Source organism: Winogradskyella sp. HB-48 (genome assembly GCF_049942685.1).
GTDB lineage: Bacteria > Bacteroidota > Bacteroidia > Flavobacteriales > Flavobacteriaceae > Winogradskyella.
This window is the reverse complement of record NZ_CP187934.1, coordinates 377359-396017: the sequence shown is the minus strand read 5'-3', so window position 1 is coordinate 396017 and position 18659 is coordinate 377359. Positions and strand designations below refer to the sequence as shown.

Sequence of the window (18659 nt, the reverse complement as noted above, 5' to 3'; positions counted from 1 at the left end):
TTAAACGAGAAGTTTAGAGTGTTCTAAAATATTCAAGGACAGCTCTAGCTTCATCTTTGGTTAAATTTTGATTAGCCATAGGAGATCCATTAAACTCAATTAATAAGTCTTTTGCTAAAGGATCTTCTTTCACCATTTTTTCAGGTGCTAGAATCATGTTCATAATCCATTCAGGTGAGCGTCTTGATAATATACCTTTTGGGGCAGGTCCAATATGTTTTTTGTCTGGTTTATGACATGCTGTACACATTTTCTCATATATTACTTTTCCGTTGGCAGCCATTTCAGGGTCCACTACAAGTGCTAAATCTACTTTAGAAACTGGTCCAACACCTTTATTAGTTAATTCAACTCTCTTTGATGCTGGTTCTTTTTTTTCTGTTTTTTCAGGTGTTTTTTTAGCATAAGGATCTTCCTTTTTCTTAGTGTCACCTCCACAATTGAAAAGAAATAGCGTTAAAGCTAAAATGCAAATTTTTGATATTGTTTTCATAAGATTTAAATTAAATTAGAGCAAATTTAGCAAGGATAGAATCGATATTTTATGATAAAAATCATATTTAAGATAAAAATATCTTTTTTATTTTTGCTTCTAAATTATATTACAATGTTTTCTAATACAGCTAAGTACGCTATAAAAGCTTGTCTTTTTCTTGCGGTTAATTCTAGTGAAGTAAATAAGTTAGTTATAAAAGATATAGCGGAACCAATCAATGTACCATCAGCATATATTGCCAAAATTTTACAAGCTCTTTCCAAAAAAGATATAATATCTTCAACTCGAGGTCCCAAAGGAGGGTTCTATTTAACAAAAAATCAGTTTCAAACTAATGTCATGCAAATTATAGAAGCGGTTGATGGTGAGGAGCGTTTAAATTCTTGCTTATTGAGTCTTGAGAAATGTAATAGTGATAATCCATGTTCGTTACATCATTTGGTCTATGAAGAAAAACATAAGATTAACGAAAGGCTGAAAAGGACCACTCTAGAGGATTTAAGACAACATATTATGAGAGGGGAGTCTATATTACCTTTATAATGATTTGTTTTTAACAGCAAAGTTCTCATTATTAAAATTTACATATCCGAAAAAACATAAATGAGATGAGTTTGTTTTAGCAATGTTTTTAGCATCTTTAAGACTACAGTGTTTTTTTGTAACTCCAAACTGCCAAGCCGTTCATAACCAAAGCATAGGCTAATGTTTTTATGGCCAATGGGAATACATCGTTAAAATTAGAACCTTTGAGTAAGACCATTCGAATGATTTCCACAAAATACTTGACAGGATTAAATTCAGTAAGTATTTGTGCCCATTTTGGCATACTTTCAATAGGTGTGAACAATCCGCTCATTAAAATAAAAATCACTACAAAAAACCATGAAATAAACATAGCCTGCTGTTGTGTGTCTGTGAAGTTTGAGATGAACAATCCCATTCCCAAAATCACTAATATGTAAACTGAAGTATAAGCATAAAGCAGTCCCAAATTTCCGAGCATGGGTGTATTAAAAATAACTTTGGAGAGTAGTAAGCCTATGGTCAACAGTCCCATTCCCAAAACCCAAAAAGGGAATAGTTTTCCAATTATAAAATGATGCTTTTTTATGGGTGTTACATTGATTTGTTCCAAGGTGCCTATTTCTTTTTCCCTCACAATGTTCATTCCAGATAAAAACAGCGTAATCATTGTAACAAGCAAAACCAAAATACCAGGCACCATAAATGTTTTGTAGTTCAAGGTTTGGTTGTACCAGAATAAAGGAATGCTATCGATACTGCTTGGTTTTTGTACAGTATCTGAAATCTGTATTAAATCTGTAGCAATATTCTTGTTGTACTTCTGAATGATTTGAGTTATGTAAACATTGATTACACCAGCTGCTGCACCATCAATTGCATCAACAAAAACGCTTATGGCATTTGTTTTGTCTTTTTGTAAATCTCGTTCAAAATACACAGGAATATTCAAATAAACATCAACCGTACCTTCTTGCATTGCCCGCGAAGCTTCCTTTTCCGAAGAAAATGTTTCTGAAACATTAAAATACGATGAAGCTTCAAACTGCTCTACCAAACCTCTTGAGATGCTGCTATTATCTGCATCAACATATCCAAATTGTATGTTTTTTATTTCGTAGGTAGCCGCATTAGATAAAACAACCAATTGCAGTACTGGTAAAATAAAAATGATAGGAAGCATCCCTTTATTTCTAAAGATTTGCTTAAACTCTTTTCGTATGATGTAAAATATTATGTTCATCTTACTCCAATCTGATTTTATATTTTTTCACGCTTATACTTATAAACAATAACGTCATCAAAACAAGTATGGTGGTTTCTTTAAATATGAAACCAATCCCAATGCCTTTTAACATGATGCCTTTTACAATGATGATAAACCATTTTGCAGGGATGATGTTACTGATCACCTGAAGTGGTACGGGCATACTGCTTATGGGAAAAATAAATCCTGAAAGTAATATAGTAGGCAACATTAAGCCCATTAAAGAAATCATCATTGCGGTTTGCTGAGTAGCCGATATGGTTGAAATTAAAATACCCAAAGCCAATGAAGTGATAATAAACAGTACACTTTCAGCACCCAAAAGAAACAAACTTCCTTTTACAGGTACGTTAAAGATGAAAATACTCAACAGCACAATAACAATGGCATTGATAATAGACAGAAAAATGTACGGAAACACCTTGCCAATAATTACCTGAAAGGGTTTTAAAGGAGACACCAATAAAATTTCCATAGTTCCCTGTTCCTTTTCACGGGTTATGGAAATGGATGTCATCATTGCCGATACTAACATCAAAATAACCGTCATCACACCCGGAACAAACATATAAACACTCTTTAGTTCTGTATTATATATCATCCTACTTTGCGGGACAATTTGGTAGTCTATGTTGATATTCTTGTTTAGTTCTTGCTGATACTTTTTAAGTATTGACGAAATGTAATTACTTATGGTACTGGCCATATTTGGATCCGTGGCATCTGTAAGTACTTGTACGTTGGCCTGTTTATCTTTAATGAGGTTATTTCCAAAGTTATTTTCAAATTGAAGTACCGCTTTTACTTTGCCTTTTTTGAATATGGATTCTATGGATGACTCTTGTTGAATAATATCAACAATGCTAAAGTGTTTTGAAACGGCTATTTTATTGATGATTTCTTTAGATGTCACATCATTGGCCTGGTCTAGAATGGCAATATCTACATTATTGATTTCATTAGTAATGGCGAAACCAAACAATAATATTTGGGCTATGGGCATCCCGAATAATATAAATAGGGAACGTTTATCACGAAATATGTGATAAAACTCTTTTTGTACAAAACCTACAAATCGTTTCATCCTCTAGCCAGTTTTAAAAACACATCGTTCATTGTGTTGGTTTTATAATGCTCTTTCAATTTTTTTGGGGAGTCCAGAGCTTCAATTTTACCATTGACCATTATGGAAACACGGTCACAATATTCGGCTTCATCCATATAATGGGTCGTCACAAAAATGGTAGTTCCATTGTGGGCAGCTTTGTAAATCATTTCCCAAAATTGACGTCTTGTAATAGGATCTACTCCGCCAGTAGGCTCATCCAAAAAAACGATTTTAGGCTCGTGCAACAGAGAAACTGAAAACGCCAACTTTTGCTTCCACCCTAGTGGTAATGAAGCTACAAGACTGTTTGTAACTTCTTGGAGCCCTAATTCCTCAACCAGTTCACATCGTTTTTGATCTATTTGTTTTTTGGTCAATCCGTAAATACCACCAAAAAATGTGATGTTCTCTTTTACAGTCAAATCATCATATAAGGCAAATTTTTGACTCATATACCCAATATTTTTTTTGATGGATTCGGTTTCCTTATAAACATCAAAACCGGCAACCGTCGCGGTTCCCGAAGTAGGGGAAGAAATCCCGATGAGCATTTTCATAGCTGTGGTTTTACCAGCACCATTGGCTCCCAAAAAGCCAAATATTTCCCCTGACTTTACCTGAAAACTTATTTGGTTTACAGCTGCAAAGTCCCCAAATAGCTTGGATAGATTTTCTACTTGTATAACGTTATTATTTTTCATCATTTAGCTAATTCCATAAAAGTGTCTTCTATGGTAGGTTGGGTTTTTTCAATGTGAATATCTGCAAGGCTTTGGGACTCCAAATAGGCTTTTAAGCTTTCGGTATCTATCGATTCTCGTTTGTCGGTATAGTGCACAAACTCTCCAAAAGGGAAAATACTGTAGGTGTGTTCGTAGTTTATCAAACTCTCAATAAGACCATACATATCGTTGGCACGAATATTATATAACGATTTTGGGAAGTGATTGACAATAGCTTTTGGTGTATCAATTTCCAGGATTTTGCCATCTTGGATTAATGCAATACGGTCGCATAAAGCAGCTTCGTCCATATAAGGGGTAGATACCAGAATGGTGATGTCTTTTTTCTGTAACCGTTTAAGCATTTCCCAAAACTCCTTTCTCGACACTGGGTCCACACCAGTGGTAGGTTCATCCAAAAACAATACTTTTGGTTTGTGTATCAACGCACAGCTCAATGCAAGTTTTTGCTTCATTCCACCAGAAAGTTTTCCAGCGCGCCGTGTTTTAAAGGTCTCTATTTGCACATAAATATCCTTGACCAAATCGTAGTTTTCTTCGATGGTTGTTCCAAATATGGTAGCGAAGAAATTAAGGTTTTCCTCTACCGTCAAATCTTGATACAATGAGAAGCGTCCAGGCATATATCCAACACTGTTTCTAATCGATTTGTACTCCTTAAGCACATCATAACCTGCTACCGTAGCTTGCCCTTTGTCTGCTATCAAAAGGGTAGTTAGGATGCGGAACAAAGTAGTTTTTCCTGCACCATCAGGTCCTATAAGTCCAAAAAGTTCACCAGGTTTTACATCAAAAGAAATATCTGATAATGCGGTTACCTCACCATAAGATTTTGATATGTTCTTTACAACGATTCCCATTTATTTTATCAATAAGAAATGACTCTTTTTTAGTGCATCTACTTGGTGTTTTAAATTGTTTTCAATAAAGACATAATCGCCTGCTTGTAAGATTTCTTTAGTGCCTTTTTCATCAGAATAAACGGCTTTACCGCTCACACATACCAATAGTGCTGGCACTTTGGAAATGTGTTCTTCAAGACTTTTGTTTTTTTCAATTTGAAGCGAGATTACTTTCTCATCTGTAGGTTTAAATAAAAGTTGTGTTTGTACGGCTTTTTCTTCGGTATGCAGGGTTTTTAAGTTCATCGTATTGCTGTTTTTTACGGTTCCACAACTCCATAGGGAGACGAGTGTTAATGTTACTAATGCTAGTTTTTTCATTTTAAATATTTAGTTTTTGTTCATTTTTCCTTTACCTTTTTCCATACCTTTTCCGTTGCCGTGCTGTTGTTGCATATGTTCTTCCATCCAAATGGGCTCTTCTACATCGTTGTCATAAATGTATGTGGCTATTTTTTCTAAATCTTCAGTGGGCAAATCCATTTTTGGCATTACCTTAAATCGGTTTACAGCACCTCGCATAAGTGCTTTTTCCTCTTCGGGATTTTGCACCCAGTTCACCATTGCGTTTACAAAGTCGGTTTTGTTGTCGTACACATTGGTGTAGTGCATTTTTACCGCTTTAAAAGGTGGTGCTATAATATCGTCATGCGATGCCGCTTTTGGATTGTGGCAGAGGTAACAGTTGTTTTTCAATAAGGTGTAAGCTTCGCCTGGCTGTGTTTTTAGGTCGGCTGTATCTTGAGTGTTCACTGCTAAATAAACGGTTTGGGTGTTTTGTTTACAACTGGCAAATAAAGCCGATAGTGCAATTGTAAAAATGATTGTTTTCATATTTATGGGTTTTAGGGTTATTCTTGGTTTTGTAGCCACATTTCAGCTGGCATTCCAATTTTTAAACTACCATCATTTTTTACATGCACCTTTACTGCATAGACCAAGGCAACACGTTCTTCTTTGGTTTGAATAATTTTTGGGGTAAATTCCGCCTCCGAAGCTATCCAGCTAATTTTGCCGTCATACGTTTTCATTGCATCTTGGTCATCGATTTTGACGGTTACGGCTTCACCTATCTTTACTTTGGCCAATTGGGTTTCGCTGACATAAACCTGTAGTTCCATAGTCGCTAAATCGGCAATCTTATAGAGTGGTTTTCCAAAAGATACAATTTCATTAGATTCAGCATATTTAGATAAAACCGTTCCGTTTATTGGATTAATGATTTTGCTTTTTTGAATTTGGTCATCAACTTGTTTGATTTGGACATCAATAGATTTCAACTCATTAACAACTGGTGCATTTTGTATTTCTACACTTCTTATTTGGTTTTTAATCACATCTATTTCACCAACCACATCATCCAATTGTTTTTGCGTGCCTGCGTTGTCTTTTATTAAATTTTCTACTCTAGTTTTGTTGGTGTTAGCTGTTTTTAATTTTGAATTTAAAACGGCAATTTGTGATAAAACACCTTTAGATTTTGAACCAATTACTGCTTTTGAAACCTGTAACTGTTCCCGTTTTAATGTAAGTGCGATGGTGTCTATATAACCAATTAACTGTTCTTTTTGTAGCACATCACCTTCGTTTAAGTTAAACTGAATAAGCTTTCCGTTATTTTCTGCCGAAATGGTGATTTCAGTAGCTTCAAAATTACCATAGCCATCGGCTTTACTATCGTTGTCATTGCAAGCGGATAAAAGCATTGTTATGGTTAGGGCAATTAGTATTGTTCTTATGTTTTTCATTGTTCTTTTATTTTGAGTCTCCTTTTAGGGTATTGTAATTGGCTTTGGCTAATTCCAATTGTGTTTTATGTTGGTTGAATAGATTTTCTGCTTCGTATAATTTGGTGAGTTCTGTAATATATTCAGAGGTGGTGATTATACCATTCTTTAGTTGGGATTCCGAAGTGTTCACAACTTCCTGTTGTAAGTCAATAAGCTGTTCATCAATTTCTATGCTGCTTTCAAGCGTTTCAATTTCTTTAAGTTGCTCATTTAAAGCTGTCTTTGTATTCAGTTTAAAAACTTCCTCTTGATTACTTATCAATTCTTTAGAATAATCAAGTGCTTGTCTTTGCTTTTTATTGTTGTTCCAATCAAATACATTCCAGTTTAACTTTAAACCAACTATGTAATATGAGGTAAAATCATTTTCCAGCATATTCAATCCTGGGTTGCCATAACCACCAGTTGCAAAACCATTGAGTTCAGGAACCGATGATTTGGATAATATGTTTTGTTGTTGTTGTATCTCTTCTTTTTGCAGACCGTACAATCCTAATTCTGGTCTGTTTAATTCTGAACCTGCGTTTATTGAGAGTAATGGTTTTTGAAACCCCGTTTCAACTGAAATCGGCAATCCAGTTAATGAAGATATAGATGCAATCAACTTTGATCTATTGTTGATTGCTTCTTGATTTTGCTGAAAAATTTTCAACAATTCAGTTTCAATGACTTTATCAGAAGTTGGCAATAACACACCATTTTTTATTCCCGATTTTACTTCATTTAATTTGCTGTTCAATTGCTGTTCCCTAATTTTTAGCAATGCTCTTTGTTCATCAATCAAAAGAATTGAAAAATATAATTGGTTTACACGCTGTTTTAGTTGATACACATTGACTTCAACCTCTTGTTGCTTTCTGTCGGTAATAATATTTTGCAAACCTTGTGACGCTTTAATTTTTCCGCCATTAAAAATCAATTGGTTAGCCGTAAGGGTAGCTCGATATTGATCATTGTTCAAGGGTTCTATGCCAGTGTTTGGCAAAGGAACCTCTGTAACATCACTCTGATAGGTCGCCTGGGCATTAAGATTAAGCTGTGGCAATGTCTTTGCTCTAATAGCCGAAAGTTCAACTTCCTTTTGTTGCTCTAAAATAGCACGTTGTTTAACGAGAGGGTAATTTGTTTTCAAACCTTCATAACATTCATTTAGACTAATGGTGTTTTGGGTATAACCAAAAATCGTTGTTAGAAAAAAGAGTCCGAATAGATATATGGCTTTCATAAGCTTATTTTTTTATGGCATTAATAATGAAATCAGATACTTCTTTCTTTCGAGCTTCCAATAACATTTTGTATGCCTTGTCATCAACATTTGTAAATGCTTTAATTAATGGAGAGGCTACAAAAGGAAATATATTTAAGGACAGTATGTTAATGAACAATTGTTCGGCATTTATTGGAACAATTTTGCCAGTTTTCACTTCATTTTTTACTTGAAGTTTAAATTTATCAATGTTCGGAAAAGCAACATTTTTCTTTATTTTCTCAATGAATTTTGGATTTCTATTAAGTTCCTGAATAATGAAGTTTGGCAAATAAGGGTGTTTTATAATAAAACTAATATAATTGTGTGTGAAATTTTTGATTTTATCTTCTAATGAAGAGTCATCATTAAGAATAGCATTGAGCTGTGGTGCTAATAAAGAAAAGGCCTTTTTAAATACAGCCTCGAACAAGAGTCGCTTGCTTCTGTAGTAATAATGCAACATTGCCTTATTGATGTTTGCTTTGTCGGCAATTTCTTGCATTCTGGCACCATCCATTCCTTTAGATTGAAATATTTTTTGTGCTGCTTTTAATATTTGTTCTTCAGTTTTATTGTCTTTATGTTTTGTCATAATTCAACCATTAAGTTTAACCATATGGTTAACAAAATTACAAAAAATTATTTAATAACAATTGTTTGGGTTTTAAAAATATACTAATGATTTGTAAAAGTCAGATAATATGTAACTCGAAAAAATAGTGACGTTTAGTATGAAAAAATGGAATGGAGATCTTGGTGTTCAATGTTATTCATGTCAATTTGAAGACTTTATTAGAGCAAGCATTTCGATTTTATGTTTTTTAAGAATTAAGATTTGTACCCTATGATACTAGAATGCCTATAAAAATTAAAAAGTTACTTTTTGTATCGAAAAGTCAATGATGACTTTTGTTTAAAGTTCATTTAACTGATTAAATTTATTTATTTCTTGTAATAATTGGTTCGATATTTTTTCTGTACGCTCTACAACAAGCCAAATACGAAAGTGTTTGGCTTTTTTTTGTAAATGAGATTTTAGAAAGTTTACTTTTTTAAATTGAAATGTCAAAAAAGTAAATTTTGAATCAAAATTTGGCTTGTTGCACAAACTTGCTCATAAGGTCCAACGAGCGATAGAGAAGTTAATCCAGTTCCTACTACTAGGAAAAAGACTTAAGCAAAATTGAAGTCTTTTTTATTCTAAAGACTAATTCTTAATAATCTGACTAAAATCATACTAAATTTAGATAATGATTATTAAATTTAGTTTATGAAAAATATACTGTTACTTACCGACTTTTCGGAAAATTCAATCAATGCTTTGCAATACGCTTTAAAGTTGTTTAGGGGTACTAGTAATAATTTTTTTGTGTTGCATGTAGAAGTTGCAAATACTTTTTTAACTGATGATTTAATGGTGTCTGGTAATAAAAGTATCTATGATTCACTGATTAAAAAGTCAAAAAATAAATTGAAAGAATTAGTTGATGGATTAGAAGAAAAATTCAAGAACGAAAGCTTCAACTTTGAGATGCTTATAGATCATGATGTGTTTGTAGATTCTGTCAATCAAGTTGTAGCATCAAAGGATATTGACCTAATAGTTATGGGTACCAATGGAGTCACAGGTGCCAAAGAGGTTATATTTGGGAGCAATACTATAAATGTTATTAGAAAGGTTACTTGCCCAACACTTGTAATTCCTGAAGATTATGAATATGCCTCTCCAAATGAAATTCTATTACCGCTAGATTTGAATGATTCTACAAATGGTAACGCCTTTGCAGATCTCATGACTTTTGCAAAAACACACTGTGAAAAATTACACCTATTAAGAGTAAAACCCAACGATGAAGTTTTACCAGAAGAGCAGAAAGATATCGAGTATATTGAAACACACTTAAGCGGTTTTGACTACGAATATCATGTTGTAAGCAATACACCTTTGGATCATGTAGTGAATTCTTACATCCAAACGCATAGTATAGATTTAATTGCTTTATTAGTTCAGAAAGAAAGTCTGTTTGAAAGATTCTTTACGGGATCATCAACAACAGAAATTAGCAAGAAACTTAAAGTGCCGTTATTGGTCTTTCATGTTTAAAAACAAAAGCTGAATTTGTAATCAAAGATGTGCTTAAACGAGATGCACACTTATTAGGTAGAATTAAATGATTTCCTTTTTAGTACCTAATGCCACTGGATTAATAAGCTGTTCCTTTTCTAAGGCTTCAAGAATTACATAAATGTAGTCTTTTACGGTTTTTTCAATGGATTGTGGATCTACTATTTCAATGGATCCTTTCCAAAGTAATTCCTGGTCTTTAGTCGGGCAAATACAAAATAGTGAAGTCTCGGCATGGTAAACAGTATATTCTTCGTAATATTCTGGATTGTAAAAACTATCCTGGTATCTTAAATAATCTTCCTTGAATTTTACAAAGGTCTCATCGTACACATCAAAGTTTTTAGTGTAGACTATTTTATCTTCTGATCCTATGATTTTTGAGAAAATAATAGTATCAAACCCATTTTGTAAAAGCTGTTGTTCTAATGAATCTAACTCCACTAATGAAAGTTTTTCAGTTGTGGTATTATCTGGTAAAACCTCAAAACTAGTGTAAGCAACTGTACCTCGTTCAATAAACCTGGCCTTAAGTTCATTCTCAAATTTTTGCTTGGCTTCCAAATTGGAGGTCAGACCAATCACCAAAATTTTAGAAGGAGCATAAGCTTGCACATCTGGGTTTTTCCAACTATTCGATAATTGGGTAGAGCTACAGTTGCTTATTAGAGCTGCTATAAGTATAATCATCAGCTTTTTCATCACAGAACTATTTCTTATCTATTAAGTGGTTTTGTTTGCTTTCTTTCATCACCATTTTTATAAACTTAAAGAACTTGGCTTTAAGAACTCTATAGCGTTTTCTTAATTCGTCAAAAAGCTCCGTAAGGTTACGATGTTCGTTTTTATAGGCCATTTCTTCCTGTAGTTGGTCTATGCCATCTACCATGATGGACAGTTGTTTTTCGTGCTTTTTCACAGCCATTAAAAGTGTCTGTGTTTGCTCTACCATTTTGGTGAGTTTATCAATAAGTCGTTTACTTTCATCAAAGTGGTCATGGTCTATAATCTGAAGTGTGTACGTACGGATTAAATCTTCAAAAAACCATTGTTCTTCTTTGTAGAATTCTAATTCTGAAAGCCATTTTTTGGATTCAAAGTGCATTTCGTCTGCACTCAACCATTCTGTGTGTTTGGCGTGGGTATGTATTGTTTTCATGATTAAGAATTTAAAAAGGCAGAGTGTAAGGCTATTAAAACATACACTCTGCCATAATTAACTGATTTTAGATAACCTCAACCTTTTTAGGTTTTAGTGCTTTAGCTTCTTCTTTTTTTAGAAGATTAAGTTTAAGAATACCGTTTTTGTAGGTTGCTTTAACTTCCTGATCTGTATTAATAGTTTTAGGTAATGCTATAGATCGTTTAAATGAGTTATAGCTAAATTCTTTGCGTGTGAAATCTTCTTCTTTCTCTTCAGATTCAAGTTTTTTCTCACCACATACATTAAGAATATTATCTTCTATAGTGACCTCAAAATCTTTTTTATTGAAACCAGGAGCTGCAAACTCTATTTCAAAATCGTCATCGTGTTCCTTAACATTCATAGCTGGCATTAAGCTATCTTCTTCAAAAAAATCATTGTTAAAGAAATCGTCGCTGCTTAAAAAATTTTTTAAGCCTTCGTTTGTCCAATTAGGAACCAAACGTCTTCTGTTGTTAAATTTAATTAGTGACATAGCTCTAAATTTTAGTGTTAAACTTCGATTTTACTGTCTCTAATTTAATGAGCCAACTGTAATTCTGAAATGATATTGATCAGTTTGGAGTATGTTGTTATAAGTTAAATAATGAGCTTTTCAACATCCGTTAACTGAGGAATTTTAACATGCCAACCATAAGTGTTTTCTATTTTAGACCTAAAGGCATCTAGAGCGGTAGGCTCGCCATGGATGAGATAGACAGTTTCCGGAATGTTTTTGATGTTAGACATCCAATTGAGTAAATCGTTTTGATCTGCATGTGCCGATAAACTTTCAATCGTTTTTATGGTGGCTTTAACAGGATAGTACTTTCCGAAGAACCGGATTTCATGTACGCCTTCCTTAAGTTGTCTTCCTCTTGTACCTTCTGCTTGGTAGCCTACTAAAAGTACAGTGGTTGACGGTTCGTCTATAAGTTGTTGTAAGTAAGTGAGCACACGCCCTCCCGTAACCATACCACTACCTGCAATAACTATTTTAGAGCGTTTGTCATCTATGGTTTCCCAGGTTTCTCTATACGACTGTACTATGTTTACATGATTGCACATGGCCTGATAGTCTTCATTGCTCAGTCTGTGCCATTTTGGGAACCGTTTAAAAACATCCAAAACATTATCTCCCATTGGGCTATCTATAAAAATAGGAATATTGGGGATTCTACGGGTTTTATACAATTGCCAAAGAATATACATCAGTGTTTGTAGGCGTTCTACCGCAAAACTTGGAATTATGAGGTTCCCTTTTTTATGTAGCGTTTCTTTGATAATGCTTTCTAAAATGGATTCTACATCTTCTTCTGGGTGTAACTTGTTGCCATAAGTACTTTCAATAAACAGGTAATCTGCCCATTCCGGTGTTTTTGGATTGTTAAGCAAGTAATCATCCGTTCTTCCAATATCTCCAGAAAATACAAACCGTTTACCATTAATATCCAATTCGATGAAAGTTGCACCAATAATATGGCCATTATATTGAAAGCGATACGAGATGTTTTCAGTCAATGAAATCCATTTATCATCTTCCTCTGCATGAAATAGTTTGATGGTTTCTTCTGCTTCTTCAACTGTGTAGAAAGGTAGGGCAGGGTTGTGTTTGGTGTACTTTTCTTTATTGGCTTTTTCTGCTTCTTCTTCGTGAATTTTAGCACTGTCTTTTAAGATGATTTCAGCTACGGCAAGCGTAGGTGCTGTACCGACGATTTTACCTCTAAATCCTTGTTTTAAAAGCCTCGGTAAATACCCAACGTGGTCTAAATGACCGTGTGTTAATAAGGTAATATCAATGGATTTAACATCAACAGGAAGGTCTGCCCAATTGAGTTCCCTTAAGGTTTTTAACCCTTGAAACATGCCACAGTCTATTAAGATATTTTGTTCTGAGGTTTCTAACAAAAATTTTGATCCTGTGACTACACCTGATGCACCTAAAAAATTGACCCTTACAAATTTTTCCATATTTATTCACTTTTAATGGTACAGAGATCTGTGATTTCCTTAAGTATTCTTTCTTTTCTGGTATCAGAAATTCCTAAATGGTCTAGATAGAATTTATCGTGTATTAATTCTCTGCATAAGACCACATTTCTGCTTAGTAAAAATTGTTTTTCCCTATTAGAAAGTAAGGTGGAAACAGTAATTGGATATAGTCCCAAGCGGTCAATTTGGTCTTTTAAACCATTGTTTTCAGGATAATCCCAACTTAATAAAAACAGTCCACAACACTTACTGTATTGTATGGCATCTTCTGTAAATCTGGTATTAGTTACGACCCAGGCTTTTGTTAAGGTTGTTCCGTTTTGAGGATTGGCATTCCAATGTGTTTTTACATCTTGATAACGAGAGTTTATATATAGAGGTACTTTTACATTACAGTTTATACCTTGTTCACCATGAAATTTACATTCAATAATTGTAGTTTTATTGTCTTTATGGGCTACAACATCAATCTCGTGAGTGACGCATTTGCCTTGTAAGACTTCGCCGATTTTCACATTGTAACCAGAGTATTTTAAAACAGCTCCAATAAAACGCTCAAACGGAAATCCTGTTGGGCCTAACTCATAAATTGCCTTTTTGAGTTTGTATTTAGATGCGAAATGGCTTTTCTTTTTCTTTAGTAAAGCAAAGGCTCTGTTGTAAATTTCTTTGGTTGAAATACCTTGGTAAAGCTCGTCTCTAACTTTATCTATAATCTGGTCTATGGTTTCTTTGTCTGCGCCAGTTCGTTTTAGAGAAGAACGTAACTTATTAAGTGAAAATTTTACTCTATCACCTGATGATTTGGTTATAATGATGCTTTCGTTTTCCATTTCTATTCATTTAAAAAAGCTGCCAAAATATAATTGACTCTGGCAGCTTTACTGACTAATAAAATTTGCTGGAAACTAATTCAACTTAAAATAATCACGAACCCAAGCGATTATTTGATTGTTGGTCATGCTATCAGTTTTTACAACATCTTTTACTTTTATTTTTAGTGCATTATAGTTTTTGTCTAATTCTTTTTTAAACTTTTCATTTGTACCAGCAGGTCCAAAAATGACTAATGCATCAGTATCTTTAATGTCCTCGACAATATTTTGGAAATATTGTTTTAATTGATGTTTCTCTCTTTCTAAATATTTACTGTCTTTAATAACATCTTGTGGTCCACTTTTAAATCTCTGACCGGATCCTCCTTTGGTTTTAAAATGTTCAATTTCTGACTGTATGGTTGAGAAACTCTCCTTTCCATTGTCTATCTTCACTATGTGTGCTTTGTCCTTGTCTATCCAAACTCCTGTATGCTTCATGATGGTGTAATTTTAATTTCTTAGGTCGTGCATAGCTAAAATTGGGACATTGAGATGAAATGATATTTCTTTAACCAATGGGCTAGAAAGTATGCTGCCAAAAAACTTATGTTTTTTATTAATAAATGCTACCATATCACTTTCTCTACTTTCAACAAATACATTGATTGCTGCTATTACTGAATTGTTAGATAAGGTATGGTGCTTATATATTGTACCTTCTAGTATTTCTTCTAGAAGTGCCTTATTTTCCTTTTGAGAATTATCTAATTCATCTTGCTCTTTAACATGCAAAACAATAATTGATGCATCAGACTTTTTAGAAATATCAGTAAGGTAAATCAACTCTCTGCGTTTGTACGGTACTTCAAAACCAGTGGGAAATACTATTTCTTTTGGTAGCTTTATTTCAGTTTGCATGGGTACTACAATTACGGGACAATTACGTACTTTTTCCATAACATAAATTGCTGTACTACCAAAGGCCGTTGCTCTAGATTGTGTTTCGCCTTTAGTACCCATAATTATCATTTCTATATCCTTTTTGTCCACTATTTCCTTTATGGCATCAATAGTGTTGTTAAACATGGATACAGTTTTGAAATGATGTTTTGGATTGTTTTTCTTTGTTAGTACTAACTTGTCTAAAACTTTAGCTAATCCATCTTCTGAATCCCATTTTTTAGACTCATAAATGTCGCTTCCAGATTTTGGTTTCATTAAACTTTCGACTAGATTTCCAGTGGCTGAAAACACATTTAGGATGTAAAAATCGGTCTGCTCGTTTTTATATAGCTCAGTGGCATAATCTATTGCATGCCAAGCATTGTCCGAAAAGTCTGTTGGTAATAAAATCTTATGCCTCATGATTCTATGTTTTAAGTTGTTGTACTTTGAGTCAATCGCTTATTAAGCTGATGACGGAATTACAAAAAATGGTATTGTGGCATGGAAGCCTATCTTTTTAATTACCGGCTCATTAATAATACTTTCTATAAAACTGTGCTGATAGTTAATCATTACTAAAATGTCTATGTTTAGTTCTTCTATAAAATCCTTTATTGCATTTTCTTTCTTGGTATAATCTGGCATCCAATGAAAACTATGTGGATTATCTTCTAAATAAGCTTTTAGCATTGCCAGATTATAATCTTGTTGATGACTCAGATTTTTTTCTTCATTAATATGTAATATCCTAATCTTAGAATCGTACAGTTTTGAAAGGTTTTTTAGAGGTAATAATTCTTCGCCATAAAATCGATTAAAATCTGTTGGAAATGCAATTTGCTTTGGCTCCTCAAAGTCAAACTCATGCGGAATTAAAAGAATAGGGCAAGTCTTAACGTGTTTGATAATCTTCACAGTATTGCTACCCATAAATATTTCTTTGGCACCAGTAGCTCCTTTAGTTCCCATTACAATAAGATCTATGTTGTGCTTGGTGATAGCCATATCAATGGCATCATCCATGGCATTTGCACTGAGTACAACTTCAAAATTATGATTTAGATTGTCGTTTGCACGTTCTGCCATGTCTTTGAGTTCCAATAACTCCTGCATGGCATTATCTGCCATAGATCTCAGTAGTTTATTGGAAATATTAGACATCGCAGAGGCTTTCATTTTGTAAGAATGCAGAAAATAAAACGTACAATCTTCTTTCTCGTAGAGCTTAAGGGCATATACGGCCGCACACCAAGCGTTGTCTGAAAAATCCGTTGGTAATAGTATTTTTTTCATGGCGAGTAGCTTTAGTTCATTAGCAAAAGTTACGGCTAACTTTTACATTTTGAAATGATTATAATCAGTCTTGTTTACAGTTGCGATGGAATAACCATAAAAGGTACGTTTAGATGAAAACCTATATGCTTTATGTTGGATTTAAAGAATAGATTTTCAAAAAATGAATGCTTATTGTTAATCATCACTAACAGATTAATTTTTGTTTTTATTTGAAATTCTGTAATTGCTTCTGGTATATTTTTGTTTTTGATATTGTGGAATAGATGTGCAATACCTTTAAACTTTGTTTCTAGTCTTTGTCGATTAAGTTCTTGTCTTTCAGTTAAAGCTTCACCATAGTGTACATGCATAATATTAATGCGAATGTTATATAGGTTGGCAATATCTAAAAGAGGATCTAAGTGTTGGTCTTTGAAGTCAATTTCATAGTCTGAGGGGAATAACAATTCGTGTGGTTTTTCAAAATCAAAATCACTTGGTATAGCAATTACTGGGCACTTAGCATTGTTAAGTACATGCATGGTGTTAGAGCCAAACAAAACTTCTTTAACACCAGATGCTCCTTTGGTTCCCATAATTATAAGATCCATTACATTGCCTTGGTACAATTCACTAATCTCACCTGTAAGAGTATTAAATGATGAAATGGTTGTAAATTGATGATTAGGATTAGGGAATTCAGATTCTATTCTGTCAACCAAATCCTTAAGTGTTTTTTTGCTGGTTTCCTTAACAGTTTCCATAAGCTGAAACTGAGGTTCGCTAGATTGCATAAATTCTATCTGATAAACAACTGGGGTATATGTGTTTAGTAAAATAAAGTTGCATTTTACATTTTTATACAGCTGTAATGCATATGTAATAGCATTCCATGAATTATCAGAAAAATCCGTTGGTAATAATATCTTTTTCATGGTGATAGATTTTTAAAGTTAGTAGCGTCTAATGTTTTGAAGTGCCAAAAAAGGAATATCAATTTTCAGACTTATTTCATCGATTTTAGATTGAAAGAATATGTTTTCAAAAAAGGAATGTCTTGTATTTACCATCACTAACATATCTACATTATTCTCATCTATGTAGTTGCAAATAGCATCAGTAATACTGGAGTCTTTAACAGTCTTAAAGTTGATCTCATTTTTGCAAAGTTCATCCTTTACAAAACTTTGATTGTTTTGCTGTCTCATGGATAGGTGATCATTGTCAGATACATATAACATGTCTATTGTAGCTCTATAAGGTGCTGCTAGCTCACATAGTAATTTCAGTTCTCTTCTTTTATATGGAATGAGGTAATTAGTGGGGAAGAGGATGTGTCTTGGCTGAATGCCAGTATAATGCTCTGGTATTGCTAAAACAGGGCACTGCACATATCTTAAAACCTGAAGTGTATGACTGCCAAAAGTCAATTTTTTATCGTTAGTATTGCCTCGAGTACCCATAACAATGATGTCTATATTTTCTTCGTCTACGATTTTGTCTGCTTCATCCACTAGCATGTTGTTTGCAGAAATAATAGAGTAGCTATGTCTTGGATTTGGAGAAATCTCTTTTATCTCTTTCAGCACCTTATCAAGATTAGATTGTGATTTATCTGCAACTTGCTTGGTAACTTTTACCAAAGTTTCCTCTTTAATGAGTTCTTCGTTTTCAAAAATCTCATCTTGGTAAGCATGCATTATAAAAAATCTGCTTTTGTCATATTTAAATAGCTCAGATGCATATTTTAATGCATTCATGGCATTAGCGGAAAAATCTGTTGGAATTAAAATATTTCTCATGATAAATTCATTTTATAGCTTACTAAAGCTAAGGTAATTAGCGTCATTTTACAATGATATTTATCATACAATGTGGCTTTGTTATTTAGGTTATATTTAAAAAGAAACAGGAAGCTTTAACTTCCTGTTTCAATAAAGTGTTTAATTCTATAATTCACCTCTTATTTTGAAAACCCCAAAATCCTCTGACTACAAAGAATTATAAAGAGTTGCTTTTAAATTCAACCAAAGCATTAAACACTTTTATTGCATTCATAAACCCATAATGAAATATGAACGCTTTACTAATAATTTTACTTCTTATATGAACAGAGTAAATGTAATGATTAGGTGTGTTTTATAAAATGAGAAATATCAGTTTTGGTGAGAAACACTATCAAAAAAAGCCAGAGATTACTCTGACTTTTTTCGTGATTAATAGCACGTGATATTAATC

The 18659-nt window shown here is 33.4% G+C and carries 22 protein-coding genes; 2 read left to right on the top strand and 20 right to left on the bottom strand.

Going from position 1 to position 18659, the window contains the following annotated elements:
- Positions 1-13: 13 nt before the first annotated feature.
- Positions 14-493: a c-type cytochrome gene (locus tag ACPX19_RS01915; protein WP_426431128.1), complete on the bottom strand. Its 480-nt coding sequence runs from the start codon at positions 491-493 to the stop codon at positions 14-16.
- A gap of 114 nt (positions 494-607) precedes the next feature.
- On the opposite strand from ACPX19_RS01915, the gene ACPX19_RS01910 reads away from it, so the two are divergent.
- Entirely contained in the window at positions 608-1039 is a 432-nt protein-coding gene (locus ACPX19_RS01910) for an RrF2 family transcriptional regulator (protein WP_426431127.1), read from the top strand.
- 103 nt (positions 1040-1142) lie between these two features.
- On the opposite strand, the gene ACPX19_RS01905 is transcribed toward ACPX19_RS01910, so the two are convergent.
- The 9 genes from ACPX19_RS01905 to ACPX19_RS01865 are packed head-to-tail and all read right to left on the bottom strand — an operon-like array spanning position 1143 to position 8672.
- Positions 1143-2264: an ABC transporter permease gene (locus ACPX19_RS01905; RefSeq protein WP_426431126.1), complete on the bottom strand. Its 1122-nt coding sequence runs from the start codon at positions 2262-2264 to the stop codon at positions 1143-1145.
- 1 nt (position 2265) lies between these two features.
- The gene (locus ACPX19_RS01900; RefSeq protein WP_426431125.1) at positions 2266-3372 is read right to left on the bottom strand and encodes an ABC transporter permease; all 1107 of its coding nucleotides are present in this window, start codon (positions 3370-3372) and stop codon (positions 2266-2268) included.
- Complete coding sequence (locus ACPX19_RS01895) at positions 3369-4097, bottom strand: ABC transporter ATP-binding protein (RefSeq protein WP_426431124.1); 729 nt, start codon at positions 4095-4097, stop codon at positions 3369-3371. Before ACPX19_RS01895 ends, ACPX19_RS01900 begins: the two co-directional genes overlap by 4 nt.
- On the bottom strand, positions 4097-4999 hold the full coding sequence (locus tag ACPX19_RS01890; protein ID WP_426431123.1) for an ABC transporter ATP-binding protein: 903 nt from the start codon (positions 4997-4999) through the stop codon (positions 4097-4099). The genes ACPX19_RS01895 and ACPX19_RS01890 overlap by 1 nt, the downstream gene beginning before the upstream one ends.
- A complete protein-coding gene (locus tag ACPX19_RS01885; protein ID WP_426431122.1) occupies positions 5000-5362 on the bottom strand; it encodes a hypothetical protein in 363 nt (120 codons plus the stop codon).
- A gap of 9 nt (positions 5363-5371) precedes the next feature.
- On the bottom strand, positions 5372-5875 hold the full coding sequence (locus ACPX19_RS01880; RefSeq protein ID WP_426431121.1) for a c-type cytochrome: 504 nt from the start codon (positions 5873-5875) through the stop codon (positions 5372-5374).
- A gap of 17 nt (positions 5876-5892) precedes the next feature.
- Positions 5893-6789 (bottom strand): HlyD family secretion protein, encoded by an 897-nt coding sequence (locus tag ACPX19_RS01875; RefSeq protein ID WP_426431120.1) that lies wholly within the window; start codon positions 6787-6789, stop codon positions 5893-5895.
- A gap of 7 nt (positions 6790-6796) precedes the next feature.
- The gene (locus ACPX19_RS01870; protein WP_426431119.1) at positions 6797-8056 is read right to left on the bottom strand and encodes a TolC family protein; all 1260 of its coding nucleotides are present in this window, start codon (positions 8054-8056) and stop codon (positions 6797-6799) included.
- Positions 8057-8060: 4 nt separating this feature from the next.
- Positions 8061-8672, bottom strand: coding sequence for a TetR/AcrR family transcriptional regulator (locus ACPX19_RS01865; RefSeq protein ID WP_426431118.1), 612 nt, complete (start codon positions 8670-8672; stop codon positions 8061-8063).
- Positions 8673-9350: 678 nt separating this feature from the next.
- Between ACPX19_RS01865 and ACPX19_RS01860 the strand changes: the two genes are divergently transcribed.
- Positions 9351-10184 carry a universal stress protein gene (locus ACPX19_RS01860; RefSeq protein WP_426431117.1) on the top strand — a complete coding sequence of 278 codons (834 nt, stop codon included), beginning with the start codon at positions 9351-9353 and terminating at the stop codon, positions 10182-10184.
- A gap of 63 nt (positions 10185-10247) precedes the next feature.
- Here the strand turns inward: ACPX19_RS01860 and ACPX19_RS01855 are convergent, their stop codons facing one another.
- The 10 genes from ACPX19_RS01855 to ACPX19_RS01810 form a co-directional block, all read right to left on the bottom strand.
- Entirely contained in the window at positions 10248-10907 is a 660-nt protein-coding gene (locus ACPX19_RS01855) for a hypothetical protein (protein WP_426431116.1), read from the bottom strand.
- A 7-nt stretch (positions 10908-10914) separates the two neighbouring features.
- Complete coding sequence (locus tag ACPX19_RS01850) at positions 10915-11364, bottom strand: hypothetical protein (protein WP_426431115.1); 450 nt, start codon at positions 11362-11364, stop codon at positions 10915-10917.
- A 67-nt stretch (positions 11365-11431) separates the two neighbouring features.
- Entirely contained in the window at positions 11432-11884 is a 453-nt protein-coding gene (locus tag ACPX19_RS01845) for an Hsp20/alpha crystallin family protein (protein WP_426431114.1), read from the bottom strand.
- Positions 11885-11988: 104 nt separating this feature from the next.
- A complete protein-coding gene (locus tag ACPX19_RS01840; RefSeq protein WP_426431113.1) occupies positions 11989-13362 on the bottom strand; it encodes an MBL fold metallo-hydrolase RNA specificity domain-containing protein in 1374 nt (457 codons plus the stop codon).
- Between the two features lie 2 nt (positions 13363-13364).
- Positions 13365-14216, bottom strand: a complete 852-nt coding sequence (locus ACPX19_RS01835; RefSeq protein WP_426431112.1) for an ATP cone domain-containing protein — start codon at positions 14214-14216, stop codon at positions 13365-13367.
- 75 nt (positions 14217-14291) lie between these two features.
- Positions 14292-14699, bottom strand: coding sequence for a hypothetical protein (locus tag ACPX19_RS01830; RefSeq protein ID WP_426431111.1), 408 nt, complete (start codon positions 14697-14699; stop codon positions 14292-14294).
- 12 nt (positions 14700-14711) lie between these two features.
- On the bottom strand, positions 14712-15566 hold the full coding sequence (locus ACPX19_RS01825) for a universal stress protein (protein WP_426431110.1): 855 nt from the start codon (positions 15564-15566) through the stop codon (positions 14712-14714).
- A 42-nt stretch (positions 15567-15608) separates the two neighbouring features.
- A complete protein-coding gene (locus ACPX19_RS01820; protein ID WP_426431109.1) occupies positions 15609-16439 on the bottom strand; it encodes a universal stress protein in 831 nt (276 codons plus the stop codon).
- 74 nt (positions 16440-16513) lie between these two features.
- On the bottom strand, positions 16514-17356 hold the full coding sequence (locus tag ACPX19_RS01815) for a universal stress protein (protein ID WP_426431108.1): 843 nt from the start codon (positions 17354-17356) through the stop codon (positions 16514-16516).
- 18 nt (positions 17357-17374) lie between these two features.
- Positions 17375-18223: a universal stress protein gene (locus ACPX19_RS01810; protein ID WP_426431107.1), complete on the bottom strand. Its 849-nt coding sequence runs from the start codon at positions 18221-18223 to the stop codon at positions 17375-17377.
- Positions 18224-18659 lie beyond the last annotated feature (436 nt).